Annotated in this window: 23 protein-coding genes; 7 read left to right on the forward strand and 16 right to left on the reverse strand. The window is 54.2% G+C overall.

The window, feature by feature from the left end; all coding sequences use genetic code 11:
• Positions 1–88: 88 nt before the first annotated feature.
• The 4 genes from gspF to gspC are packed head-to-tail and all read right to left on the reverse strand — an operon-like array spanning position 89 to position 6,018.
• Positions 89–1,327 (reverse strand): type II secretion system inner membrane protein GspF, encoded by a 1,239-nt coding sequence (gspF, locus tag AACY82_RS10800; protein ID WP_339616824.1) that lies wholly within the window; start codon positions 1,325–1,327, stop codon positions 89–91.
• Positions 1,328–1,341: 14 nt separating this feature from the next.
• Positions 1,342–2,868 (reverse strand): type II secretion system ATPase GspE, encoded by a 1,527-nt coding sequence (gene gspE / locus AACY82_RS10805; protein ID WP_339616963.1) that lies wholly within the window; start codon positions 2,866–2,868, stop codon positions 1,342–1,344.
• Between the two features lie 33 nt (positions 2,869–2,901).
• Positions 2,902–4,959, reverse strand: a complete 2,058-nt coding sequence (gene gspD / locus AACY82_RS10810) for a type II secretion system secretin GspD (RefSeq protein ID WP_339616825.1) — start codon at positions 4,957–4,959, stop codon at positions 2,902–2,904.
• Between the two features lie 12 nt (positions 4,960–4,971).
• Positions 4,972–6,018 carry a type II secretion system protein GspC gene (gspC, locus tag AACY82_RS10815; RefSeq protein ID WP_339616826.1) on the reverse strand — a complete coding sequence of 349 codons (1,047 nt, stop codon included), beginning with the start codon at positions 6,016–6,018 and terminating at the stop codon, positions 4,972–4,974.
• Positions 6,019–6,470: 452 nt separating this feature from the next.
• Between gspC and AACY82_RS10820 the strand changes: the two genes are divergently transcribed.
• The 4 genes from AACY82_RS10820 (at position 6,471) to AACY82_RS10835 (ending at position 10,124) form a co-directional block, all read left to right on the forward strand.
• Complete coding sequence (locus tag AACY82_RS10820) at positions 6,471–7,211, forward strand: polysaccharide lyase (protein WP_339616827.1); 741 nt, start codon at positions 6,471–6,473, stop codon at positions 7,209–7,211.
• Positions 7,212–7,260: 49 nt separating this feature from the next.
• The gene (locus tag AACY82_RS10825) at positions 7,261–8,418 is read left to right on the forward strand and encodes a GNAT family N-acetyltransferase (protein WP_339616828.1); all 1,158 of its coding nucleotides are present in this window, start codon (positions 7,261–7,263) and stop codon (positions 8,416–8,418) included.
• Between the two features lie 3 nt (positions 8,419–8,421).
• Positions 8,422–9,261, forward strand: coding sequence for a CPBP family intramembrane glutamic endopeptidase (locus AACY82_RS10830; protein WP_339616829.1), 840 nt, complete (start codon positions 8,422–8,424; stop codon positions 9,259–9,261).
• Positions 9,262–9,401: 140 nt separating this feature from the next.
• Positions 9,402–10,124: a YebC/PmpR family DNA-binding transcriptional regulator gene (locus AACY82_RS10835; protein WP_339616830.1), complete on the forward strand. Its 723-nt coding sequence runs from the start codon at positions 9,402–9,404 to the stop codon at positions 10,122–10,124.
• Positions 10,125–10,255: 131 nt separating this feature from the next.
• Here AACY82_RS10835 and sodC read toward each other — a convergent pair whose 3' ends face one another.
• The 12 genes from sodC to AACY82_RS10895 all read right to left on the reverse strand — a co-directional run bounded on the left by sodC (position 10,256) and on the right by AACY82_RS10895 (position 23,377).
• Positions 10,256–10,774 carry a superoxide dismutase [Cu-Zn] SodC gene (sodC, locus tag AACY82_RS10840; protein WP_339616831.1) on the reverse strand — a complete coding sequence of 173 codons (519 nt, stop codon included), beginning with the start codon at positions 10,772–10,774 and terminating at the stop codon, positions 10,256–10,258.
• Between the two features lie 291 nt (positions 10,775–11,065).
• Positions 11,066–12,532, reverse strand: a complete 1,467-nt coding sequence (locus AACY82_RS10845; protein ID WP_339616832.1) for an MFS transporter — start codon at positions 12,530–12,532, stop codon at positions 11,066–11,068.
• A 301-nt stretch (positions 12,533–12,833) separates the two neighbouring features.
• Complete coding sequence (locus tag AACY82_RS10850) at positions 12,834–13,766, reverse strand: OmpA family protein (protein WP_339616833.1); 933 nt, start codon at positions 13,764–13,766, stop codon at positions 12,834–12,836.
• Between the two features lie 27 nt (positions 13,767–13,793).
• Positions 13,794–14,165, reverse strand: a complete 372-nt coding sequence (locus tag AACY82_RS10855; RefSeq protein WP_339616834.1) for a DUF4398 domain-containing protein — start codon at positions 14,163–14,165, stop codon at positions 13,794–13,796.
• Between the two features lie 169 nt (positions 14,166–14,334).
• On the reverse strand, positions 14,335–15,711 hold the full coding sequence (locus tag AACY82_RS10860; RefSeq protein WP_339616835.1) for a TolC family protein: 1,377 nt from the start codon (positions 15,709–15,711) through the stop codon (positions 14,335–14,337).
• Between the two features lie 4 nt (positions 15,712–15,715).
• Positions 15,716–17,722: a MacB family efflux pump subunit gene (locus AACY82_RS10865; RefSeq protein WP_339616836.1), complete on the reverse strand. Its 2,007-nt coding sequence runs from the start codon at positions 17,720–17,722 to the stop codon at positions 15,716–15,718.
• Positions 17,652–18,836, reverse strand: coding sequence for an efflux RND transporter periplasmic adaptor subunit (locus AACY82_RS10870; RefSeq protein WP_339616837.1), 1,185 nt, complete (start codon positions 18,834–18,836; stop codon positions 17,652–17,654). The genes AACY82_RS10865 and AACY82_RS10870 overlap by 71 nt, the downstream gene beginning before the upstream one ends.
• 194 nt (positions 18,837–19,030) lie before the next feature.
• On the reverse strand, positions 19,031–20,284 hold the full coding sequence (locus AACY82_RS10875) for a lytic polysaccharide monooxygenase (protein ID WP_339616838.1): 1,254 nt from the start codon (positions 20,282–20,284) through the stop codon (positions 19,031–19,033).
• 419 nt (positions 20,285–20,703) lie between these two features.
• Complete coding sequence (locus AACY82_RS10880) at positions 20,704–21,192, reverse strand: nucleoside deaminase (RefSeq protein ID WP_339616839.1); 489 nt, start codon at positions 21,190–21,192, stop codon at positions 20,704–20,706.
• Between the two features lie 18 nt (positions 21,193–21,210).
• Positions 21,211–22,035, reverse strand: a complete 825-nt coding sequence (locus AACY82_RS10885; protein WP_339616840.1) for a response regulator — start codon at positions 22,033–22,035, stop codon at positions 21,211–21,213.
• 49 nt (positions 22,036–22,084) lie between these two features.
• On the reverse strand, positions 22,085–22,858 hold the full coding sequence (gene yaaA, locus AACY82_RS10890) for a peroxide stress protein YaaA (RefSeq protein WP_339616841.1): 774 nt from the start codon (positions 22,856–22,858) through the stop codon (positions 22,085–22,087).
• Between the two features lie 42 nt (positions 22,859–22,900).
• Positions 22,901–23,377, reverse strand: a complete 477-nt coding sequence (locus tag AACY82_RS10895; protein WP_339616842.1) for a DUF4265 domain-containing protein — start codon at positions 23,375–23,377, stop codon at positions 22,901–22,903.
• Between the two features lie 85 nt (positions 23,378–23,462).
• Here AACY82_RS10895 and AACY82_RS10900 point away from each other — a divergent pair, with 85 nt between their 5' ends.
• From AACY82_RS10900 to AACY82_RS10910, 3 genes are all read left to right on the forward strand, one after another.
• Positions 23,463–24,758 (forward strand): M48 family metalloprotease, encoded by a 1,296-nt coding sequence (locus AACY82_RS10900; protein WP_339616843.1) that lies wholly within the window; start codon positions 23,463–23,465, stop codon positions 24,756–24,758.
• A 112-nt stretch (positions 24,759–24,870) separates the two neighbouring features.
• On the forward strand, positions 24,871–25,446 hold the full coding sequence (locus AACY82_RS10905) for a TRAP transporter small permease subunit (RefSeq protein ID WP_339616844.1): 576 nt from the start codon (positions 24,871–24,873) through the stop codon (positions 25,444–25,446).
• Positions 25,436–26,827 carry a TRAP transporter large permease subunit gene (locus AACY82_RS10910; protein WP_339616845.1) on the forward strand — a complete coding sequence of 464 codons (1,392 nt, stop codon included), beginning with the start codon at positions 25,436–25,438 and terminating at the stop codon, positions 26,825–26,827. Before AACY82_RS10905 ends, AACY82_RS10910 begins: the two co-directional genes overlap by 11 nt.
• Positions 26,828–26,935 lie beyond the last annotated feature (108 nt).

Genomic DNA, 26,935 nt, shown 5'->3' on the forward strand with positions numbered 1-26,935 from the left:
CTCTTGCCAGTCAGTTGGACGGGTTTTAGTTTTAAAAATTCACAATACTTTATTGCGCTGCGCTTACGCGAGCGGCTGCAGCGAGCCTTCAAACCATTTTATTCATTTCAAAAATGGGCTGCAGAATCGCCAGAACAATAACCAATACCGCGCCACCCAATAACACAATCGTGGCGGGCTCCATTAAACCCAGTGACACCGCCAAGACCATTTCCAGCTCGCGCTGCTGATCGCGAGCGGCGTGCTCTAACTGAGTCGGCAGCGTGCCATTGGTTTCACCGCTGGCAACCATTTGCACCAGTAGCGGGGGAAAACAGTCGGCTTTTTCCATAGCGCGGTTCAGGGCCGCCCCCTCGTGCACTTGATTGGCAATGTCCTCGCAGGCCTCTTGCAGCACGCGATTAGTCATTACCTGGCCGGCAATACGCAGCGCTTGTAGCAGCGGCACACCGCTGGACATTAGCAAACTTAAGGTCGAGGCAAAACGGGCGGAGTTAGACTGATTCACCACACTACCAATAACCGGTAGCTTGAGCTGAATTTTGTGCCAGCGGCGCTGACGCGATTCGTTTTTAAGCAGCCGTTTAATGCCGTACACCACAGCAATACCGGCAAAAAACACCCAAATGCCATAACCGACAATAAAGTCGCTGGTAGCAATCAAGGCTTCGGTCAAAAAGGGCAAATCGCGCTTGGAGTGGGCAAACAGTTTAACCAAATCGGGCACGACAAAGGTCATCAAAGCGACGATCACCGCCAAGCTGATAATCAGCAAAACAATGGGGTAGATCATGGCGGTTTTTAAACGCGACTGCAGCTGCTGAGCATTAAGGGTGTAATCGGCCAGGCGATCTAACACCGGCCCCAAAAAGCCCGAGCTTTCACCGGCGCGCACCATGGCGCGGTACATATCGTCAAATGAGCCCGGATGCTCGGCCAACGCTTGGGCAAAGCTAAACCCCTCGAGAACCTTGGTGCGAATTTGCAGCATGACCTGCTTAACCGCAGGCTTTTGCGCCTGTTTAGCGGTGGCGTGCAGGGCTTCATCTAACGGCAGGCCCGAGCTAATCAAAGAGGCTAACTGACGAGTCACTAAGCTTAAGTCGCGACTTTTAAGTTTGGGCTGACCGGTAGGCAAAAAACTTAAGCGACCACCGGGCTTGTCGTTGCCGCTGCGCACTTTGGCGTTGCCGGCATCGTTAACCTCAAGCGGTTTGAGCTTTTTGGCGCGCAACTGAGCGCGTACTTGGCGCTCGGAGTCCCCCTCCATCATCCCTTTGATGGTTTTGCCGGACTCGTTTAACGCGCGATAACTGTAAGCTCCCATAAGCGATTCCCGGCCTAGCCTGCGGTGGTAACCCGCAGCACCTCTTCCAGGCTGGTAATGCCCTCGATCACCAAGCGGCGGCCATCGGCGCTGATGGAATCTGAATGTTTACGCGCCTCGGCGATCAGCTCTTGCTCGCCGGCCTCTTCGTGAATGAGATGACGCATATGCTCGTTAATTTCGATCAGCTCGTAGATGCCCTTACGGCCCCGATAGCCCATCTGATTACACTTATTGCAGCCGGCGGGACGGTACACCATTTGCCCAGCGGGCAGCTGCAGCATCTCGCGCTCGGCCTCGACCGGTTCATAGGGCTCCTTACACACAGCGCACAGTTTGCGCACCAGTCGCTGGGCCATCACCACCTCGACACTGGAGGCCAGCAGGAAGGGCTCCACCCCCATATCTTTTAAACGCATGATGGCGCCAATAGCGGTGTTGGTGTGCAGTGTGGAAAGCACCAAGTGTCCCGTTAAACTGGCCTGAATGGCAATATCAGCGGTTTCGGAGTCGCGAATCTCACCGATCATCACCACGTCCGGGTCTTGCCGCAAAATCGCGCGCAGGCCACGGGCAAAGGTCATATCGACTTTGGTGTTGACCTGGGTTTGACCAATACCCTGCAGCAAATACTCAATAGGGTCTTCAATGGTCATGATATTGCGGCTCGGGTGGTTAATATGACTCAAACCCGAGTAGAGCGTGGTGGTTTTACCCGAGCCGGTGGGGCCGGTCACCAGAATAATACCGTGGGGACGGCCCAGCGCTTTGGCAAAACGCTCTTGCACTTGAGTGGGCATCTGCAGGTCGCTTAGCGATAATTGCCCAGCGGCCTGATCGAGCAAGCGCAGCACAATACGCTCACCGTGGGCCGAGGGAATAGTCGAAACCCGAATATCCACTGCGTGACCGGCCAGACGCACGGTAATACGGCCATCTTGTGGCAAGCGCTTTTCGGCAATATCGAGCCGCGCCATCACTTTTAAACGCGACACCAACACCGGCGCCAGCTCAGCCTTGGGCGAGAGCACCTCGCTCAAAACGCCATCGATTCGAAACCGCACCGAAACGCGGTCTTCAAACGACTCTAAGTGTATATCCGAAGCTTCTTCGCGCACCGCTTGCGAAAGAATAGCGTTAATAAGGCGGATAATCGGCGCATCGTCGTCACCGGCCAACAGGTCGGTGCGATCGGCCAGATCATCGGCCATGGAGGACAAATCAAACTCGTTGCCCAAATCTTCGGCGGCGCGCTGGGCGGCACCGTCGCTGCTTTGATACTCGCGGGTTAAGCGCTGCTGGAAGACATCGGCGGGCAGCTCTTCAAGGCTCATATCGCCATCAAAGTAGCGTGCCAGCTCGGTTAACACATCAAGTGTTAAGCCCGGCTTGTGCAACACCATGTGCGGCTGCTCGGGGTCGATCATCACGCCGTGATCCGAGGCGTAGCTAAACGGCAGGCGCGGGCTCTCGCCGGCGCTGGCGGCCAGCTCCTCTTCTTCGTCTTCCACAATGGCGCTCTCTTCGAACGCCTCGGGCATTTCCGCCGGCTCAGAAATCTCGCTATTCACCGCTTACTCCTTGGCCTTGGCGCGGCCTTCGGCAGGCGGTATTTTATCTTCATCGCCGCCGGTGGCGTTATCGGGCTCGAGGGCTTTTTCCTGAGACTGGTACTGAGCCTGAACCCGGCGCAGCTGCTCCTCCCACTCGGGCAGCATCGGCAAATCTTCTTTATTCGTTATCAGCGTGGTGTGGCTGCGTCGCTCAATCATCTGATCACGAATGTGACGATACTTATCGGCGGTGGCGCCCATTAGCATGGCATCGTCCGGCATAACACTGGCGCGTATAAACACCATCAGATTAGTTTTCGTTTTAGAGCTGCTCTGACTTTTGAACAAGTTACCGATAATCGGTAAATCGCCCAACAAGGGTACTTTGGTTTCACTGGTGCTAACGTCGTCCTGAATTAAACCACCCAACACCACAATCTCGCCGGAAGCAGCCATAACCTGAGTATTGATCTTACGTGAGTTGGTAACCAAGCCCGAGATACTCGGGTCGGAATTATCGACACTGGAAATTTCTTGAGCGATATCCATGACCACCGTATCGCCATCATTAACGTGCGGCGTGACCGTCAGCAGAATGCCCACATCTTCACGTTCAATGGTATTAAAGGGGTTAGTTGGGTTGCTGGAACCGGTACCCGTACCGGTGTAGGAGCCAGTCACAAAGGGAACGGTTTTACCAACAGAGATTTCGGCCTCATGGTTATCGGTTGTCAACAAGCTTGGTGTTGACAGGATGTTACTTGAGCCATTGGCTTTGAGCATTTTCAACACTGCCAGCATATCGGTGTTACCACCTATGCGGCCCACCCCAAATACTTGGCCGGCAATGCCCGCGAGACTTCCGGCAAGGCTTGCGGTTGCGCCATCGCCTTCGGCCAGGGCACCAGCGGCGACATTCCCCAGGGTGGAATTATCACCTAATGTAGAACTACCAAAACCGGAGTCGCCGCCGTTATACATCCACTCAATGCCAAGTTCTTTAGAGTTGTTCGTGCCAAGCTCGACAATAATGGCCTCAACCAACACTTGCGCGCGACGAATATCCAAACTCTCAACCAGCACCATCAACGACTGCAGGGTGTCTCCATCGGCGGTAATCAAAATAGCGTTGGTGTCTTCATCGGCCTGAACACTGGCTTTAATCTGGCTGCTAGAGGCGGATTTACCGTCCCCTGACTCCATTTTTTGCATGTTTTGCAGCACGCCGTTCAACACGGTAGCCACTTGCTCGGCCTTAGCGTACTTAAGGTACTCAACCCGCACATTGGAGTTGGTAATTTGCGGCCGGTCTAGGCGGCGAATCAACATTTTTATGCGCTCGCGCTGCATATCGTCGCCATTGATTAATACACCGTTAATACGGGTATCGGCTACCACGGTAACCGGCGCGCTGGCGTTGCCGCGCTGAGCGTCAGGCTTTTCTAATTGCTGAATCACTTTAACAATGGCATCGGCCTGCGCGTAACGCAGCTCGACCAGCTCGGTACTCACCACCGCCGCTTTATCGATCTGAGCGATAACTTTTAACAGTCGCTGAATATTGGCACGGGTGTCCGTCACGATAATCGCGTTGCTTGGGTCATACGCCGAGATATGCCCGTGCTGTGGCACGAGGGGGCGTAGCACCGGCAGTAATTTCGCAGCGCTGATGTTATCCAGCTGTACCACTTGGGTCATGTAAGTGTCTTGTGCACTGGCATTAGAGCTGGGCTCTTGGGTGGGGATGGCCAGCGAGCGCGCATCGCGGTTGGGAACAATCCGCACCACTTCGCCGTTTTCAACGGCGGTAAACCCGTGCACATCAAGGATGGATAAAAACAGGCCGTACAGCTCGTCGCCATTGACCGGCGCGTTGGAAATCACCTTTACCTGACCGCGCACTTTGGGGTCGATAACGATGGTTTTACCGGTGGCCTCGGCGATAAACTTAATGACCTCCTGGATATCGGAATCTTTAAAGTTTACCGTCCAGGTTTGCTCGGCACTCATGACCGCCGCCGGCAGCGCTAGGCTGACCACCAATAGGGCGACTTTAATTCGCTTGACGCTCGCTCTCACTACTAACCTCACTTATTCCAGCTCTACATCAACGGTCACGATTTCACCATCGCGCTCAATTTCGAGGCTGGCGGACGTGGTTTGACCTAAATTACGATAAATTTCCATGATCTTGCCCGGGTTATCCAAGGCGCTGCCATTAACACTGGTCACGATATCACCGGCTTTAAGGCCGGCGGCATTAAAGGCCTCGGGGTTGCGTCCCGGACGAATACGGTAGCCCTTAATCTGGCCGTTCTCGCGATGGATATTAAAAGCCACCACATCCGATAAGTTCTGACTGATTTGCTCAACCCCCGAGCTAGAGTTGGCGGAGGCCTCCTCTTTGTTAACTTGGTCAGCCTCCAGCGGGCCCTGCACGGCGGGCTCGGCATCGCCGGCATTATATTGTTCTTCATCGCCCTCCCAGCTGCGGCTCGTGTTGGCCGGTGGGTCGTAGCGCACTTGACGACGCGGCGCGTTGGGGTCTTCTTTATACAACCACAAGGATTCGTATTGCCCGTTGTTGTCCAAAATAACCCGCAGACTCAATACCTTGGCCACTTTTACACCGCGCTGGTTTTCAATCTCGTCACCCGGGCCATAAATCGCTTGGGTTTTGGCGTCGGCAATAATCGCGCGGGCCGAGGCATCGACGCTTGAGCCAACGATACCGCTAAGCACCAGCGACAACTTGGTATCCACGGCCTGATCTTCAATTTGCGGCTCTAGGGGCTGCGCCGGCTCATTGGCAAACTCGGCATCGTCATCACCGGCGCCGGCACCAAACAGGGTTAAATTGCGCAGCTCATCGATATCGACGTCGCGTGCGCTGGTATTGGCCTCGGTACTGGCCAGAGCATTGGCTGAAATTTCGGCAGCGGGGATCTCGGGGGTTGGCACCAACAGCCAAAATAGCTGTGCCAGCGAGTGGGTGAGCCAAAGCAGAATCAACAGACCTGCAAGCTGTTTCCAGCGACGCTCGGGAACACGACGAAACGCTTGGGAGACTCGGCGCTGAAGGCTGCCAAATCGATCACCGCCCGCCATGCCGGGGTCTTGCGTTGTAAGATTCTGCATAAAATAAGTCGTTGTATTTGAGCCTGTTTAGATCATTACTGTGTTATTAGCAGGCTTAACCTACATACAGCGGTACAGCGGTTGTGCTGGGGATACAGGCTTTTTATTCGGCCTCCGTCCATTGGAGCCGACCGATTGTACTGCAACACCTAGCGAAAAGCGAAGTCCACCGCTTGCCCCGAGCCCGCCGCAGAATACGCCACACTGCCAGCACGCCCGCCGGGCTGGCTAGGCTACGCCGCTATTGTGACAGTTTTTTTGCGGCCGGGGTTCAAGATACCACCGACTCACCGTTCGCGCAGCCCCGCTCAGCCTGTTTGGACGCTGCTGAGCTGGCTTGCTATATTGCAACACTCGCTAGATTTAGCAAGCGGCGGCGTTCATGTTTTTACCATTTAGACGCCACACAACCGATTATTTTCGCGTAGAAGGCCTATAAAGGAAGACTCAACATGAGATTACAACCCTTAGCCGCACTAGCGATTTTTGTTTTAGGGGCCTCCACCGCGCAAGCTGAGCTGCTTTGGCAGGCCGATTTTGAGTCGGGCGACCTATCGCAATGGCCCTATATTACCATCCCTGGCGGCGCCAGCGTCACCACACAATGCGTTTATGAAGGCCGCTATGCCGGACAAATTGCTATTACTGGGGACGAGCAATACCTCTGGCACGGCAATGAAGCACTCAATCGCAGCGAGTTTAATTACCAGCCCAAAGCTACCGGCGAGGGCGACACCACCTATTTGGGCTGGAGCTTTTATTTGCCCAAGCCACTGCTTAACGTTAAACACGAAATCGGCTATTGGGAGTCAGACAACAGCTGGCAGCAACAAATGCGCTTTAACCTAACCGGTGATACCTTCAGCTTTACCCGCTCCGACGCCGCCGAGCCCTACTGGAGCCAACCCGGTTTTGCCAGCGCCGGTGTGTGGCACGATGTCGCCATGGAGGTACATTGGTCGATTGACCCGGCGCGCGGCTACGCCGAGGTCTGGCTCGATGGCAAATCTATGGGGCGCACCCAGCTGCCAACCCGCGTCAATGACACAGACGCCATGTTTACCCAGATCGGCCTGCTGCGCCACCGAATCGACGCCCGCGAAGTGATTTTGATCGACAATGTGCGCGCTGGCACCAATATTACTGAGGTGTTGGCCGCTTTCGACGCAACAACCCCTAAGTCCTGCCCTTAAGCACTGCGCTCACAATAACAGAGCGCAGTACTGATGTTTTGGAGCCTTAATGCACATTGAGTTTATCCGGTCGATACACACTGTTGATGCTACACAGTGGAACGCGCTACTTAACGACGATTACCCTTTTGCGCGCCACGAGTTTCTCGCCGCCCTAGAAGATAGCCAAGCGGTAGACGGCGACAGCGGCTGGCACAGCCGCCATTTAATCGTGCGCGAGGGTGACACTCTGGTAGCGGCGCTGCCCGGCTACCTTAAAGATCACTCCTACGGCGAGTACGTCTTCGATTGGGCCTGGGCCGACGCCTATCAGCGCTACGGCCAGCGCTATTACCCCAAATGGTTGGGCGCGATACCCTTTACGCCCTGTCGTGGCCCACGCCTATTGGGGCGAGACGATGCGAGTACCATCGCGGCAATACACCACGCGCTAACCGAGTACTGCCAACGCAAAGCGTTATCCAGTTGGCACCTGTTGTTCCCGGAGCACGCCATTAGCAACCGCTTCACCGAGTTGGGTAGCGTCCAGCGGCTCGGCTGTCAGTTTCATTGGTTTAACCAAAATTACCGCTCGTTTGACGATTTTGTCGCCACTTTTGCCTCACGCAAGCGTAAAAACGTCTTAAAAGAGCGCCGCCGGGTAGGCGAGCAAGGTTTTAGTTTTACCACCTTAACCGGCGCCGAGCTCAAGCCCGAGCACTGGTCGTTTTTTCACCAACTGTATCAGCGCACCTACCTAAAACGCAGCGGCCACGGCGGCTACTTAAACGAGGCATTTCTTCAAACCCTGGGGGCGAATCTTGCCGAGCACTGTGTCATGGTACTGGCCCAGCTCGGCCACCAAACCGTGGCCGCCGCGCTGTATTTACGCGACCAGCACACTCTGTACGGCCGCTATTGGGGCTGCTTAGCCGAGTTTGATAACCTCCACTTTGAGACCTGTTATTATCAGGGCATCGATTACGCCATCGCCCAAGGCATGACCCGATTTGACGGCGGCGCCCAGGGCGAGCACAAGCTGGCGCGCGGCTTTGAGCCGGTGCTAACCTACTCCAACCATCACTTAAGCGACCCGCGCTTTGCCGCTGCGGTGGCCGACTTTGTCGTGGAGGAGGGCGCCATGACCCGCGGTTACTACCAAGATGCCCAGGCGCATTTGCCCTACGCCCAAACCAAAGCCGGCACCAAAACCGACCACAAGGACTAACGCTTGCAACCATTACTGGCGCGCGCCAACCTTTTAAACATACTGGATCAGATCGATCGCGAACCACCCTCTTACGAGCTGGGCCGCCCCCAAGCGCTGCGGCGGGTCTTTATTACTCTGGCTACCGCCTGCGTCTGCCTACTGCTAATGCACTACGGCAAATACTCATCCAACCTTATTTGGCTATTGCACAGCGCCGCTGAACTAATGGGCCAGCCGACCAACGAGCTGATACACCAGCTGCAGCGCTCGGGCTGGCTCGAGCTGGCCAGTTACGCGTGGTGGGGGGCGGTGCACTTAGTGGGCTATGTACTGCTGCCGTGGCTGGTTATTCGGTGTCTACTCAAACTTCGTATGCGGGATATGGGCTGGCGCCTGGGCGACACCCGTGAGCACTGGCTGGGCTACCTGCTGCTGGCGGCACCCATCTTAGTGTTCGTCTATCTGGTGAGCTTGGGCGAGGAGTTTGTCAATCATTACCCGTTTTACCAGTTGGCCGGTCGCAGTTGGTTGGATTTGCTCACGTGGGAATGCCTTTATATCAGCCAGTTTATTTTTTTAGAGTTTTTCTTTCGCGGCTTTTTACTCAACGCCCTGCGCCCGGCGCTAGGCGCCAATGCCATTTGGGTGATGTGCGTCCCCTACCTGATGATTCATTTCCCCAAGCTTTGGCTCGAGGCCACCGGGGCGATTTTATTTGGTTTATTTTTAGGTATTTTAGCGCTGCGCTCGCGCTCGATCTGGGGCGGGGTGGTGGTGCATGTCACAATCGCGCTGTCGATGGATATCGCCGCACTGTTGCGTAAAGGCGCACTACCCGAGCTATGGTGGCCAGGCCTGTAGCAGCCAAGCCTGAAAGGGCCATTCCCTGAACGACCGATAAGCGGTAGAATTTGCGCCTTTACTATCATCGACACCGCCGCCCGGCTCGACGCTAGCCACAAAAACAGCGAGTCAGCGGGCGCCAAGCAAGAGATAAGGCAATGGGCAGAGCATTCCAAAACCGCAAAGAATCCATGGCGAAAACTTCGGACGCCAAGGCTAAGGTATACAGCAAATACGGCCGTGAAATATACGTCTGCGCCAAACAGGGTGGTGTAGAGCCCGCAGGCAACCTAGCACTGCGCAGCTTAATCGACCGCGCCAAAAAAGATCAGGTGCCTAGTCACGTGATCGAAAAAGCGCTAGATAAAGCCAAAGGCGGCGCCGGTGAAGACTTTTCCCCCGCGCGCTACGAAGGTTTTGGCCCGGGCAATGTGATGGTCATTGTCGACTGCTTAACCGACAACCCCAACCGCACCATCGGCGATGTGCGTACCTGCTTTAACAAAACCAAAAGTAAGCTGGGCACCTCTGGCACCGTAAGCCATATGTTCGATCACAGCGCCATTTTTGTGTTTGCCGGCGAAGACGAGGAAGCCGTGCTGGAAGTGCTGATGATGGCCGATGTGGACATTACCGATATTGAATCGGCCGATGGCAAAATTACCGTGTTTGCGCCCAACACCGAATACGCCAAAGCGCGCAACGCCCTCACCGAGGCCTACGAAGGACTCGATTTTGAAGTAGACGAGATTCAATTTGTGCCGCAAACCATCACCGAAATCTCGGGCGACGATGTAGAGATGTTTGAAAAGCTACTGGATATGCTCAACGACGCCGATGACGTACAGCGGGTTTATCACAACGCCGAAATCCAAGAGTAAAAAAAAGGGGCGCCGGTAAAACCGGTGCCCCATACTGCTTTTGCTTTTTTTGGATCTTTCTTTTTGCTGCTCCTGTCGTACTTCTTTACTTACTCAGTACTTTCACACCGCAACGGCTGGGCATGACAAAATTAATCGATAACGCCACAGGCGACCCGCTTACCACCACCGCCTAACTTCTCTGGTGTATCAGAATAATTATCCCCGCCGCTGTGAATCATTAACGCTTTTCCGTCCAGATCATTTAACTCCAGGCGCGGCGCCAACACCGGGCTATGCACTTCACCACTGGCCGAGACGTACAGTGCCGGTAAATCACCTAAGTGGCCATCACCCCAAGGGCCTTCGTGTTTGTCCATCGCCCGCGGGTCGTAGTGACCGCCAGCGGCACCGGCTGGGGTACCGTCTTCACCCGCATCGCAGCTACCGTTAGCATGTAAATGAAAACCGTGTACACCCGGCGTTAAACCCGCTAAATCAGGTTTAAATACAATCCCGTATTGGTTTTGCTCCAAGTGAATCTCGCCCAACGCTTGAGACGTGCCCGAAGCATCAACGCTGTACATAGTAATAGCCGCCGTATCGGCACTGGCATGAGCTGCAAGCGCCGAACAAAATGCCGCAATCGCTAAAGGACGTATACGTAACATAACAAACTCCTAGATCCGATGGATCATTACGCTGTTAAAAATTGTGCAAACGTTAAACCGCACACATACTCGTAACAAAGCAACGCCAATGCCACATCGGGTAAAAACAAAATTGCGTCCACTAATGTCGCGAACAGATCACAAAACAAGGGGGAAATTGCTTATTATTAAGCGCCATAGCGAACATACAACGTTACTCACGTGCGCCGGTTAAACGCTCGCAACCGTCTTGCGTGTAAACAACGCAAAGGCAGGTAAAACTCACAAAGAGAATCTCCCGGCCAAAAGCGTTTAGTGCATCGCTACACTCTGCACCGTGCCATCGGGTAAGACTTCGATCATAGTGTCAGCCGGTTCATCCAAGAGCATCGCCGCTGCCGCTGCCACAGCAATCGTCGCCCCAATCACCATAAAAAAGGTCGAGGTTTCGACAAACGAAAACACCGTTAAAAACATCACGGCACCTATATTGCCGTAGGCCCCCACAATGCCGGCAATCTGCCCCGTTAAGCTGCGACGAATCAGCGGTACCATGGCAAACACACAGCCCGCCGCCGAGCCTAAAAAGAACGAGCTGCCCATCATCGCCGCCACGGCAATGGCAATGGGCCACTCGGAGGTAATGGTCGATAACAACGCAAAACCCAGCGCCGCGCCAGCTAACAACACTGCCAGCGAACGTTTACGACCAAAGCGGTCGCTGATCCAACCGCCCGATGGGCAAGACGCCATATCGACAGCGGCAAAACAGGCGCCGAGCACGCCCGCTAATGCCACTGGCACGGCAAAGGTGGTTTTAAAGAACATCGGTAACATCGACACCACCGCCAGCTCTGAGCCAAAAGTCGCAGCATAGGCCAGACTTAAAATCATCACTTGTTTAAATTTGTAGCACTGTAAACGGTTAACGGCGCCTTGAAACACATCGGTGTTAACACTGTAAATTTTTCGACACTGAAACAAATACAGCAGTACCAATGCCGCCCAAATCCCCAGCAATACATTAAATGAGATCAACTCCAACTGCTCAACCTTCCAAGCCAGCAGTGCCAATGCGCCATACATAGGGATGTTAATCAAAAGATACAGAACAAAATCCAGCTTACTGGTCACCTCCAGCCCACCGGATTTATTAGGCTTAAAGTAAGTAGAGCCCGCCGGCGTATCGCGCACGCCAATGTAGTAAATACCGGCATAGACAATAGCGATGACGCCAGTAATGCCCGTAGCGTAGCGCCAACCATCGTCACCACCAAACCACAACGCCAGCACCGGCAAACTAACGGCCGCCATCGCCGAGCCAATGTTACCCAAACCTTTATAAATACCTTCGGCGAGCCCCAACTGACGCGCCGGAAACCACTCACTGATCATGCGGATGCCAATGACAAAACCGGCACCGGCAAAACCCAGTAAAAAGCGCGCTAACGCCAGCGCTTCAAAACTGGTCGCGAGCGAAAAGAAAAAACACAAACCGCCTGTGATCAGCAGCAAAATCGAATAAATCAGGCGTGGGCCGTAGGAGTCCACCAACATACCCACCAAGATACGAGCGGGAATTGTCAGGGCGACATTAAGAATCAGTAGGGTTTTAACTTGCTGATCGTTAAGAGCCAATTGCTCTTGAATAACCAGCAGCAACGGCGCATGGTTAAACCACACCAGAAAGCTGACAAAAAACGCTAACCAAGTTAAATGCAGTACCCGAAACTTACCGGAGAATGAAAGAAACTTAAATTTTGCACCACCGTTGCCCATGAGCCACCTTGCCTGTTTTAGATGATCGCTGACAGAGCAAGGATTGCGCCACAAAATAGCGCTTAGGCTTACACGGCGAGGTTATATGCTCCAAGCCCGTGCTTTCGAGCAAATATCAGCCAGCATGAGCAAAAGTTGCACACCTAGAGAAGATGAAATTAGCAAGAGTATTCAGGTGTAAGAATTCACTAGATAGGTCAACCGGGGGAGTTGCCTTGCAGACGAGCACGATGCAGGTCATCTGCCCAAGAACAGGGCGCCGACCGAAGCCGGCGCCGCACTTACTACAGGCTTAGCGGTATTACGAGTCGCGATCACTCACTTCTTCGCCTTCATCGGCGATAATGATCTCTACCCGGCGATTTTGCAGTCGACCCGCCTGCGAGTCGTTGCTGGCAACCGGGTGCGTCTCGCCGTAGCCGCGAGTTCGAATTCGGCTACTGTCGACACCGTTACCCACCAAGTTGCTTTTTACCGACGCCGCGCGGCGTTCGGATAACCCTTGGTTGTAGCTATCGGCACCGGTATTGTCGGTAAAGCCTTCGATCATCACTTTGCGCTCTGGGTATTCATTCAAGAAGTCCGCAACACGCTGCAAGGTGCGCTCAGAGCCGGTTTTAATCGTCTCTTTATCCACTTCAAATAAAATATTACCCAGTGTTAGCACTAAGCCGCGATCGGTTTGCTCGGTACTAATATTCTGCAGATCATTCTCCAGCTTGTTTGCCCGGCTGGCCATCTGCTGAGCGTAAGCTTCCGCCGCCAAGGCGCGCTCCTCGGCCATATTGGCTCGCTCTGCGGCCTCTTTAGCGCGCTGGTTCATTTCCTGTGCACGCCGTGTAGCGCTCTCGGCCTCTGAGGTGCGCGCGGCAATAATCAAGTTTCTGCGCTTGGCATCGGCTTGCTCAACGATCTCGTCCGAGGCCTGCATACGGGCGTTTTGCGCAGCTATGTCAATTTTGCGGTCAACCAGATAGACCTGATGGCTGACAACATCGGGCTTAGCATCCGAGCGCAATAACATTTCCAGTTTATCCAGCGACTCTTCTGCCTCGCGCAATTTAACCGGTGCGTAACGATTGGCCTCGTCAATGGTTGATACATTGTCTAGCTCGGCACGCAAGCGCACCAAGCGCTCGTCCGGCTCTTCCGGTGTGGTAGCACAGCCAGTCGCCAAGACCGCTGCCAAGGTGGTGCCTAACAATGCCTTTTTGTGATGTTTTATACCGTACATAATTCTATCCTCTGAGTTAGCGGTCGATTACTTCTGGTTGTTTTTTACTTCCTGCTCCAACACTCGCAAGTTTTCCTCAACCTGATCGGCCGCTTTTTCCGATTTTTTGGCGTGCGACTGAGCAATGGCCAACTCGGAGTCGGCTACCGACTTCTCTAACCATTCGCGCGCTTTGGCGTTCTCTTTTTTGGCGATCGCCGCCTGTGCTTTCTCAAGGTTCTGTTTGGCGTCACGCAGTGCCAGTGGCGCATATTTTTCGGCGTTTAAGCTGCGGGCTTGCTCGACATTGCCCTCAGCTTGGGTAAGCAACGTGCTAGGTACAGGGGCATTGTTTGCGCATGCAGTAAGCGCAAAAACTGTCATCAATACGGTTAGTAATCCGGTCTTTATCCGTCGCATAGTTTTTCTCCAGTGTGTTTGTAAGTGCTACAAAATTCTGTAACAACACAAGCCAAACAGCGGCAAATACCGCTTAAATGGCCTATTCACTTGGAGTGTTGCAAGGGGAGTGCCAGCGCCGACAACGGAACTGCGTCACAAGCGGCCTAAACTCAAGCAGCCGCTGTCATCAAGCAGAAGGGGGGACGGCCGCTAAGGCCGGTGCCGAGCCCATGGACTCATAGACATTAATCAGTGTTAACAAATAATCGCGCTTAGCCGTGACGATGGACTCATTGGCACTAAACCAAGTTTGTTGCGCCAGTAACAAATTAATAAAGTCGGTGTCGCCAGATTCGTAGCGGACTTTAGACAAATCGTACAGCGCCTGACTGTTGTCAAATCGCTGCTCGCTGATATCCAGCTGCTGTACTCGAGCTTGATACGCTTGCAGTTGATCGAGTACATCGCGGTAAGCATCGGCTACGGTGTACAAGTAATTCGCCCGATTGATATCGGCGTCTAACTCGGCGATGCGCACTTGCGCTTTAGTTTGTCCGCCATCAAACAATAAGACCGAGACCGTCTCACCTAAACTGCCAGCCCAATCCGATCCGCCCGACAGCACCCCACTCAGCCCCCAACTAGCGCTTAGCGATAAATCTGGCCAGCGTGCTACTTGAGCCTGATGCAACAAACTTTGATCTTCGCGCAAGGCTAACTGTGCAAGTTGAATATCCGGTCGTTGCTCTAACAGTTCGGCCGGCTGCAGCGCGGCGATCGCGGGAGCTTGCAAATCGGCAAAAGGGGTTTTTAAATCGGTTACCGTTAAATCGGTATCGCCGAGCAATAATGCCAGCGCGCGTTCGTTAACCGCCACGCTCTGCGCTAAATCAACCAACTTACCGCGCGCATTGAACACCACATTTTTTTGCTGACGCAGTTCAATACCCGACGCTGAGCCCGCTTCAAAGGTCAGTTCAAAAAGCTCTAGAAGCTTTACGCTGGCTTCAAAGTTTTGCTCGGCCACGTTGCGCAATTCATTTAGCGCTAACGTTTGAATATAGGTGCGGATAAACTGCGCCTGCAGGGATATCATCAAACTGCGCTCTTGCCAGCGTTGCGCCTGCACCTGTATCTCACGCTGATCAATACGGGCCGCGCGCTCGCCCCATAAATCGACGCTGTAACTGGCGCTAAAATTTAAGCCATTACTGTCTGATGTTTTTCCGTACTCATCGTAGTTATCGCGATTATTTAACGAGGCATTTAAGCCCGGCCATTGATCGGCCGCGGTAGCGCGCTGTAACTGCTGCGCCCGCTCGATACGCAAACGGGCCATATCAAGATCGAGGTTGTTCTCCCGCAGACGGCGTAGCAAATCTACTAATTCTTCGGGAAAAACCTGTACCCAACGGCCTAATGTTTGAGCGTCATCGGCGTTAATATTTTGCCGTGATAGCGCTTGGCCATACACCTCAGAGGTGTGAGTTTCTGGCAACTCGACGCTGGGATTATAGGCACAGCCAGCAATCGTGAAGCTTAAAGCCAGTAAGGTTTTTTGCATCGGGCTACTCCTCCGCCAACGCGGTAATAGGGCTAAGGGATGCGGCCTTACGGGCCGGAATATAACCAAAAATAAGCCCGACCATAATGGATGTTGCAAATGCCAGCAGAGCGGGCATCGCAGTAAATGCCACACTAACCGAGAAGTACTGCACAATAAGCGCCGCGCCAAAACCGACTAAAACCCCCAAGGTGCCACCGCAAATACACACCACCAATGCCTCGATATTAAATTGCCGCAAGATATCACCGGGCTTAGCGCCGGTGGCAATGCGCAAGCCAATTTCGCGGCGACGCTCCGAAACATTCACCAACATAATGTTCATTACCCCAATACCGCCCACAAATAATGAGATAGCGGCAATTGAGCCCAACAACAGCGTCAGAGTATTTTGCGCCTCAGTAACGGCTTCGACCAACGACTCAGTCGAGCGAACCATCACATCATTTTTATTATGCCGCGCTAACAACAGATCTAGAACCTCTTGTTCAAGCCGCGTCACCTCGTCTGTCGATGACGCCTTTAGGGTGATACTGCTTAGGTAGTCCCGGCCAAAAAATTTAAGTCGTGCCGTGGTAATGGGAATCAGAACTTCGTCGTCCATATCCCCCCCCATCGGATCGGCGCCCTTGGCTTGCAAAATACCGATCACTTGATAGGGCGTACTATTCACTAAAACATAGCGGCCGATAGGGTCTTCATTGTCGGTGAATAAGTTATCTCTGATGGTGGCGCCAATCACCATGACCGAGGCAAACTGCTCCACATCTTTTTCAGTAAAAAATATACCCTGCGACAGCTCCCAGTCACGCACGGTAAAGTACGCAGGGGTCGCGCCTTTAATACGCCCGGAGTAGTCGTTATTGCCAAAGCGTAAAGTCGCACGGGTATTGCGCTCGGGCGCTACCGCCTCGACTCCGGGTATTAAGGCAATCGCCTGCGCATCGGCCAGTGTCAAAGTGGCAATATCGCCACTGCCTCGGCGCAGGTTTGGCCCGCCGGGGCGCACCGATAATAAATTGGTACCGATAGATTCAATGCGGCCCAAGACATCGGCTTTACCACCCTCACCAATGGCGATCATCAACACCACCGATGCCACACCAATAATAATACCTAGCAGGGTCAACAGGGTACGAAACAAATTAACGCGCAGCGATGCCGCCGCAATCCGGATCGATTCGAGCACACTAATATTGGGAAAGACCTTGACACGCTGGCGTGCCTCAACACCGTCCTTTTTAAGCGGCGCTGCGCTTGGCACACTGATATGGTCGTCTATAACCTGACCGTCTTTTAATGAGATAACCCGATTAGCTTGCTGCGCGATGTCTTTATCGTGGGTAATTAGAATAACCGTTACGCCTTGCTGGTTAAGCTCGCGCAACAACTCAAGCACTTGTGCACCGCTATTGCTATCGAGCGCACCGGTGGGCTCATCGGCAAGAATAACCTCAGCGCCATTGACCAAAGCGCGCGCAATAGAGACACGCTGTTGCTGACCACCCGATAGCTCGCTGGGCTTGTGCTCGGCTCGCTCGGCCATGCCGAGCTGCTCCAGTAACCGCATGGCATGGGGTTGCCGTTCACTGCGCGGTAATTGACGGTAAATACCCGGCATCGCAACATTTTGCCAGGCGTTGTAGTTGGCCAACAACTGGTAACGTTGAAACACAAAGCCAAAAGTGCTCAGCCTTAGCGCCGACAACTCATCGTTGCTCAGTGTGGCAACGTCTACACCGCCGACTTGATAACAACCGCTACTGGGTTTATCGAGACAACCGAGAATATTCATGAGCGTCGACTTGCCCGAGCCGGACTGCCCCATGATCGCAACAAACTCGCCTTGCTGAATCGTCAAAGACACATCACGTAATGCATTGACGGTAATTTCGCCCAAGCTGTATGAGCGACTAATATGATCGAGCTGTATTAATGGATCAGAAGCCGCCACGACGTCCACCTCGGATGTCCGGCCCACCTGCGCCACGGGGGTTGACCTTACTGGCATCGCGATTGCCCGCTACAATTACATCCCCGGCCTGTAGCCCACTGATCACTTCAGCCTGAGTGCGGGTGCGCACACCTATCTCGACCGGTGTCGGCACAAACTTACCCGGTGCCACTTGTTTCAGTACTTTACTCTCACGCCTACCACCGCGAATTGCGCCCACCGGAATGGTCACCACATCTTCAGCGCGGCTCTCGACAAAAAACGTTTGCGCCGTCATCGAGTCCATCAAGCGCGACTTGCGATTTTTAATATCAATCAGCACTTGATAGAGCACGACGTCGTTAACCACCTCGGGGGTAGGTAATACTTGTCGCACGGTTGAATGCCAGCGCTCATCGGGGTTACCCAGGGTCGCAAAATACACATCCATTCCCGGGTATATCCGGGTCACATCGGCCTCAGATACTTCGGCGCGCAGGGTTAGCACATCGAGGTTGGCGATTTTCATTATCAGCGGAGCATTTTGATTGGCGTTAAGTGTTTGACCCTCGCGCACCGCAATCGATACCACCGTGCCGGTCATAGGTGCGTAAATTTTCGCGTAATTTAAGGTTGCCCGGTCGCCCTCCAACGAAGCCTCATCGGCCCGTATTTGCGCCTCCATGGCGCGGATGCTGGCTTTGATAGTTTTCACATCGGTTTGGCTACTGGTCAGGGTATCGCGACTAATAGCGTTTTGTTTAAACAAGTCGATATTGCGCGTCTCGCGCTCTTGAGCGAGATAAATTTCGGCGTGGAGCTTTTCCAGCTGTGCGCGTTTGTTTTCTAAGCTGGCGGTGGCGCCCATGACTTTAGTTTCAAACACAGTCGCGTCAATCTCAGCGAGTAAATCACCGCGCGCAACCAAATCCCCCACATCTACCGCGAGCATTTTTAACTGCCCTGAGACTTGTGCCCCCACCTCGACATACTCTTTTGGCTCAAGGGTACCACTGGCTGCGACAACATTTTCGATGGTGCCTATTTTAACGTCGTGCAAAATATATTCGGGCTGCGCACTCGGCTTAAAATACCGCTGCCCGCCATAGGCAATTGCCGCAAGTAACACAATAAAAATCACAATAGACAGCCACGTCACGCGCTGTCGAATCCAAGCGAGCTGAGTTTTCATATCGGGGGGCACTACTATTTAAGTACACAAAATATTCGATGAGTGCGTATTGTACTCATACGTATACCGAGGCGGGCACTTTATACAATAGTTTACGTTGCGCCGACAGGGCGCGAGATAGGCAAGAAGGTAGCGGTGCTAAGACGCGGTTAAAAAGCCCCACCAAAGGTGGGGCTATATTACTGCATAACGATTTAACAGTCGCCGACTTGGCTCCACACTTGCCACTGTCCGGAGTTATCGGCGGGACTTTGGTTTTGTGTCCACCATTGCGCCTCGTACAAACCGCCGCTGTATTGCACCAGATCGCCATTGTTATAAACACTGGCGGCATCCCATACTTGGGTAGATGAACACAACCCAGCACTGGATGAACTGGACGAGCTAACCGACGATGAGCTGCTAGAGCTGGTTGACGAGCTGGACGAGCTAGCGGTTTCCAAATCCATTTGGTAGGTGTAGTTGCTGTTCAGCACATACACGCGGTTGGCGTACAGGTCGTTGCTGTTGTAACTGACCGTGCCATTATTAAGCACCCCCACCTGTACCGCCGTTTCACTGTTGTTAATCTCGGCGGCTAGCTCGGCGGTCCAAGTATTTAACGCTTGGTTGCTGGCGGAAATAGCAAACTGATTAAACACCACTTCACTGCCGTTACTGTCAAATACCCGAAACCAGATCTGATCGCCTGCGCTGGGGTTAATGCCCTGAGTCACATAATTACCGGCGCTGCTCCAAGTTGGTGGTTCGACATCGCCCAAGACCACATCGCTACAGTTGTAGAAGCCTTCACCGGCAACATCCTCACGCTGCCAGCGGGTGTAAAAAATGGCGTTGCCCGAGCGATTAGTCGGCAAACTAACATCCATCACATAGTAGCGCGTGCCGTTAATCGTCTGCACATTAACGTTGGACTTTTCATCCACCAATTCCAAATCGGCCCAAGTGAGGGTGTCGGTGGCCGGATCAAAGCCGGGTTTACTTAGGTAAAACTTCCAAAAACTGGGGTTGTGTGGGGTTGAGGCGTAAAAACGATATTCAAACTCGCCCGCGCTGTTTAGGGTGATGTTTTGCGCGGGCCAATCGGGGTGCGGCACATCGATACCCGATTTACTCGAATCGCCTGCGGCGCAAAGGCTGCCATCTGGCACGCCGGCCTCAACCGCCGCCTGGCTGTTGTAGTTGGCAACGTTTTTGGAAAACTCAATCGCCTGCACAAACTGATAAGTGCCTGCTTCTAAAAAGGCGGCCCGACAGGCGGCATTGGGAATTCCCGAGCCATCGGATGGAGACCAGTAGCCGCCGTCTTCTTCACAATAAGCTTGGCGCGCCTTGGGAAAATCGGAATAACCATGGGCAAAGCTTTGCTGCGCACCGATAGCGAGCAGTGCACCGGCCCCCAGTAGGCCAGCCTTGATGGAACGGGTCAGGAATTGTTGTGATTTCATGGTGCAAACCTTCTGTGTTGGAAGTGGATCATCACAGATTGCGGGCCCAGCTCTGCCAGGCTGGTAAATCGCAAACGGCTCTCGTTGTATTATTTTGTTTTCGCGTGATAGCGGTCAGCAATGGTACCGGATAACATTAAAACAGATAAATAACGATACTAAATATCAGAACTGGCCATTATTTCGATAGTAAGTAACCGCTATGGCTACCGCAGACCGACACAACCCCACTATGCGATGGGCTAAGGCACTGGGTAAAAGCATCGAATTGCTTCCGGGGCAAGCTTTCAGTATCACCGTTGTGACACGAAAACTTAAGCGCACTGGCGCAAAGAAAGGACACGATTTTTAGACGATAGCGGCAAAATTGCCGATGTAGAGCGGCTTTACAGGCGAGTTTCTACTAGCAGCCACTTTTATTAGTACGAGTGCCGCGCGCTGAATGCCAACCACTGCTGAAAGGGCGCATCAGCGTCGGAAATCGCTAAGTGATAAAAAGGAACCTGTCGCTCGGGACCGGGAATTTGCACCTCGCGATACACCAGCGAGTCGTCAAACCCAGCCTCGGAGGCCTGCTCGCGGCTAGCGGCAAACACCACCTTATCGGCGCGGGCCCAATAAATCGCACCCAAACACATAGGGCAGGGTTCGCAGCTGGCGTAAATGGTGCAACCAGTCAGCTGATGATCGTCCAAAACCTGGCAAGCTTTGCGAATCGCCGCCACTTCGGCGTGCGCCGTGGGGTCGCGATCGCGAGTGACGCTGTTGCAGGCCTCGGCGATAACCTCACCATTTTTCACCACAATCGCCGAGAAGGGCCCGCCTCCGCTACTGGCGGACTCACTGGCAAGAGCAATACAGCGCTCTAATAACACGCGGCTCTCTGGGGCAGGCTGATCATTCTTCATACACAACGCCTTAGCTCGCTATCCGATAAGCCGCGATAGCAATTCAAATTTGTCTGCCTCGGTATCGACAAAGCGCAGTACCACTTTTACGGCGCGACTATCGGGGCGCGACTCGGCCGCCTGCAGCGAGTGAACATAGGCATTGAGCTGAACTTGCTCCGTCTCGTTGCCCACATCCAGCACCACTTGATCAAACAACGCCGGTAAATATCCATCGCGCGCCACTAAGGCGCTAAACGCTTGCAGCGATATTTCGCGGACAACACAGCCCACTGGCGCTTTGTTGCTATCAAAACGCATCTGCGCCTTGAGTTTATCCCGCGCCGATTTGGGCGCTTTGGTGGGGGCGGCCGGCGCCTCTTTGGCGGCGCCGCCGAACCCTGCGGTTAAAACATCCACCGAGGCGTTGGCGACTCGCGCCGCTCCCGCGCGCTCGCCACCGGTACCTGGGCGCGCGGGAAATTTATTAATTTTTTTCAGCTGCTTGGTCACTTTGCCCAGCAGCTCATCCGGGGTAAACGGCTTGCTCAAGTAATCAGACACACCCGCCTGCACCGCTTTAAGGACGTGGGTGCGATCGCCCCGGCTGGAGATCATCACAAACGGCGTGCTTTGGTAACGTTCATCGCTGCGGATGCTGGCCAGCAGCTGCTCACCATTCATATTGGGCATTTCCCAATCGGATAAAATCAAATCCATTTTTTGCGCTTTCAGTTGCGCCAGCGCCCGATTGCCATCGGGCGCCTCAAAAACCTCGACCCCCGGCAAACGTTCGCGCAGGTGTTTTTTTACCATGTCGCGGATAAAGCTGGCATCGTCGACCACCAGTATGCGTAATGCCATAGGGCACTCCCTTTATTATTACCTTACTACACCATAGTCCATAGAGCCCCTAATCGACCCGGCGGGTAAACACCCAATCGCGCTCCGACGACAGCTTGGCATCAAAACCATAGCCATCGACGTCAAAGCTCTTAAGGTCTTCGGCCGATGTCAGCCGATTTTTAATGGCGTAAGCGCTCATTAAGCCACGAGCCTTTTTCGCGTAAAAGCTAATAATTTTATATTGGCCGTTTTTCCAGTCTTTAAACACCGGGGTAATCACCTCACCGGCCAATTTTTTAGGCTTAATGGCCTTAAAGTATTCGTTAGAGGCCAAGTTAACCAAAGTCGTGCTTTTTAGCGCTGTTAGCTGCTGATTGACGGCCTCTGTAAGCTGATCGCCCCAAAATTGGTAGAGGTTGGCACCGCGACTATTATGAAATTTGGTGCCCATTTCCAGGCGATAAGGCTGAATTAAATCCAGCGGCCGCAGCAAGCCGTACAAACCCGAGAGAATGCGCAGGTGCTTTTGCGCAAAGTCAAAATCGCGCGCCTTAAAGGTGTCGGCCGCAAGCCCGGTATAAACATCTCCTTGAAACGCCAGCACGGCCTGCTTGGCATTAGTGGCGGTAAAGGGCGTCTTCCAGGCCTGAAAGCGGTCAAAGTTGAGCACCCCGAGCTTGTCAGAGATGTGCATCAAGCCGGATATATCGGCCGGCGACAGAGCTTTTAACTCTTTAATCAACGCCCGCGAGTCCGCTAAAAAGTCACTCTCGGTGTGTTTTTCGGTTACCGGGGCAGACTCAAAATCCAGCGTCTTGGCCGGAGAGATCAACATCAACATAAAACAAACTCGCTCTCGGTTTTAGGGGGTTCGGGTGGGCGGCTATTCCGGCTTGAGAATGTCCACCCACCAATTGAGCGGCGTGATGCCGTCGGCAGGATCGTAAACATTGCCGTACTGCCACGCGCTATCATCACCATTGATCGCGTTGAACACCGCTTCGATCTCGGTAAAGCCACAGCTTACGTGTAGGGTGTACACCAGCATGCGGGGCGTCTCGACGTCTAAGTCGCCCCCAAGCTTGGCCACCGGGCCGCTCAGTTGGTCGGCTAGCGCCTGAATATCGCCTTTGCAAAATACCTGCACGGCGAGGTTGCCGCTGTGGGTGACGATCTCAAATTCGCGCTTGTCCGGCTCGCAGCGAATCACATCGCCGCTGGCGACGCCCTTGATAAAGGCCGGTGAACGCACCAGCTGCACAGAGTTATCATCCAGCACTTTTACCGGGATACGCTCGACCATTGGTTGGCCATCGGGGCGCAGGCCGGCAAACAGCTCGACCGCCTGAAGTGTTTGCATGTTTACCTCGTTCGGTTAAATTTGTGACATTATAACCGTCATACCTCGGGTATCTATGAATAATACCCAATCGCGCAACGAATAAATGGAGGCATCTGTGAAGCATCGGATACAAGTCGCTCTGCTGGCATCGCTGGCTATACTTTTCACCGGCTGCAGCGTTAACCCGGTTACCGGCAACAACGAGCTGTCATTTATGTCAGCCGAGCAAGAGGTCGCCATTGGCGCGCAACAGTACAAGCCCAGCCAACAGTCCCAGGGGGGCCGCTATGTGGTGGACCCAGACTTAAACGTCTACGTCAGCCAAGTGGGACAAAAGCTGGCCGCGGTAAGCGACCGGCGCGAGCTGCCCTACGAGTTTGTAGTGCTCAACAACAACGTCCCCAACGCATGGGCACTACCCGGCGGTAAAATCGCCATCAACCGGGGCTTATTGGTTTTGCTGGATGATGAATCGGAGCTGGCGGCGGTGCTGGGCCACGAGATCGTCCACGCCGCAGCGCGACACGGCGCCAAGCAACAAACCCAAGGCACCCTGCTTAATGTCGGGCTAATGGCTGCCGGTGTCGCGTTGGCAAGCCAAGATCACGAAGCCGCGGGCCTTGCGGTGGGCGCCTTGGGCGTAGGCGCGCAAGCGTGGCAAGCGCGCTACGGGCGCGACCAAGAGCTGCAGTCGGACAAGTACGGCATTGAGTATATGGTGCGCGCCGGCTATGACCCACAGGGCGCCGTCGAGCTGCAAAAAACCTTTGTGAAGCTCTCAGAGGGCCAACAATCCAGCTGGATGGATAGCTTTTTTGCCAGTCACCCGCCCTCGCAGCAGCGGGTCGAGGCCAACAAAAAAATGGCCGCCGAAAAACCCGGAGGCGTGCGCAACCGTGCCGAGTACCAGCGCGCCATCGCCCAGCTTAAAAAAGATCAGGACGCCTACGCCGATTATCAAAAGGCGCTGAAAGCGCTTAGTGAAGAAGACGTCGCCGGGGCCAAGAAGTTGGCAGACAGCGCCATTGCCAAACAACCCAAAGAAAACTTGTTCTGGGAGCTTAAAGGCCGCATTGAGGCTAACGAGAAAGATTTTGACGGCGCGGCCCAAGCCTTTGGCAAATCGATTGCGGCCAACCCTGAGTTCTTCCGCCCCTATGTGTATCGCGCTTTGGCCTATCGTCAGCTGGATAAACCCGATGCCTCGGCGGCCGATCTGGAAAAGAGCATGCAACTGCTGCCCACCCAAATTGCCAGTTATTACTTAGGTGAATACGCGCTGCAAAAAGGCGATACGCAAAAAGCCGTGACTTACTTTCAGCAAGCGGCCCAGGGCGGTGGCGAAATTGCCGAGGCCGCCAAAGCTCAGCTGCAAAAGCTGCAACAGCCACAGGGTTAACGGGTTAGCCACGATATCGGTATAATGCCCTCCCATTAGCCAGCGGCACTGCCGCTGGCTAACCCTGACTGAAACAATAATAACGATGGCGCAAATGCTGCGTCCGGACCCTATGAGTACATCTGCACCGCCCGTTCACACCTCGGCCGACACGCCACCGCGCCTGTTGCGAGTGCTCGACGCTATTACCGAAATCAGCGGCCGCAGCACCGCCTGGCTAACACTCATTATGGTAATCGCCACAGTGACCGTGGTGGTGCTGCGCCGGCTGTTTGGCATCGGCTCGATCGGTTTGCAAGAGTCCGTCACCTATATGCACGCCGCGGTTTTTTTGCTGGGGGCGGGCTACGCCCTTAAGCACGGTGCGCAAGTTCGGGTCGATGTGCTGTACCGGCGCTTTTCGCGCCGCTCGCAAGCGTGGATCGATGCCATAGGCGCGATTGTGTTTACCCTGCCATTTGCGATATTTGTCGGTTGGATCAGCCTTAATTTTGTGACCGGCTCCTGGCAGGTAGCCGAGCGCTCTACCGATGCCGGCGGCCTCGCCTATGTTTACCTATTAAAATCGCTGGTGCTGGTGTTTGCTGTATCGCTCACCCTCGCAGCACTAGCCGAGTTAGTTCGCGCCAGCTGGACACTGATTGCCGGCCCACAAGCTAGCGCTGGCGGAGCCCATCATGTTAATTGAGTTTTTGCCACTGTGGATGTTTGCGCTAGTGTGCCTGGTGTTAATGCTGGGCTACCCGGTGGCCTTTACGCTGGCGGGTGTCGCTTTGTTATTTGCCGGCGGCGGCATCATTGCCGGTGTGTTCGACCCGGCCCTGTTGCAAACCTTCCCCAGCCGTATTTACGGCATTATGAGCAACTACACCTTGGTAGCGGTGCCTTTATTTGTGTTTATGGGGGTGATGCTCGAAAAATCTCGCCTTGCCGAAACGCTGCTAGGCAATATGGCACGCGCCTGTGGCCGTTTACCCGGCGGGCTGGGGTTGTCCGTTATTTTAGTGGGCGCCATGCTTGCGGCCAGCACCGGTATTGTCGGCGCCACCGTGGTCACCATGGGCTTAATGTCACTGCCCACTATGCTGCGTCACGGCTATCACCCGTCGCTGGCCACCGGCACCATTTGCGCCACGGGCACCTTGGGGCAAATTATTCCACCGTCTATCGCCTTGGTGCTGTTGGGCGATGTACTCTCCAGCGCCTACCAACAGGCGCAATTGCGCCTCGGTGTACTTAATTTACAAACCGTGTCGGTGGGCGATTTATTTGTCGGGGCGGTGATTCCCGGACTGCTGCTGGTGGGGCTGTACATCATCTACCTGTTGGCGGTGGCCCGCTTGGCTCCGCAAAAAGCGCCCAGTTTACCGCAGGATTTAGACAGCGACGCCGACCTACCCAGCGCGCCCACCGGTGGGCGCTTGTGGTTATCGCTGGTGCCGGTATTGGTGCTTATTACGCTGGTGTTAGGCTCTATTCTTACCGGCGTTGCCACACCCACTGAGGCCGCCGGCGTAGGCGCCATGGGGGCGATGATACTGGCCGCCGGTCAGCGACAGTTAAACCGCGAGCGACTGCTAGACGTGATGCGCTCGACCACCCGTATTAGCGCCATGATCTTTACCATTTTGCTCGGCGCGTCGCTGTTCTCACTGGTGTTTCGGGGGTTTGGCGGTGAAGAGCTGATCCACGAGCTCTTTAACAATTTACCCGGCGGGCACATAGGTGCTCTACTGGTGGTGATGCTGGTAATCTTTCTGCTGGGCTTTATTCTCGATTTTATCGAGATCACGTTTGTCGTGGTGCCGATTGTCGGCCCCGTGCTGCTGGCCATGGGCATCGACCCGATCTGGCTGGGCATTATGATTGCCATCAACCTACAAACGTCGTTTTTAACCCCGCCGTTTGGTTTTGCCCTGTTTTACCTGCGGGGCGTGGCACCTGACTCGGTTGCCACCGCCGATATATATCGCGGGGTCGCGCCGTTTATTGCCCTGCAATTGTGTTTGCTGGCAGCATTGGCACTGTGGCCGCAGCTAGTGACCTGGTTACCGTCGGTGATGCGCTAATCAACCGTCCGCCTCGGCACCACCAAGGCGGGCTGAGTTATATTGCCCTGGCACACATAGCCGGCTCGCCACACCCAGCCAAAGCAGCTCCTGTAAACTTATTTCTTG

This window comes from uncultured Gilvimarinus sp. (assembly GCF_963972205.1).
GTDB lineage: Bacteria > Pseudomonadota > Gammaproteobacteria > Pseudomonadales > Cellvibrionaceae > Gilvimarinus > Gilvimarinus japonicus.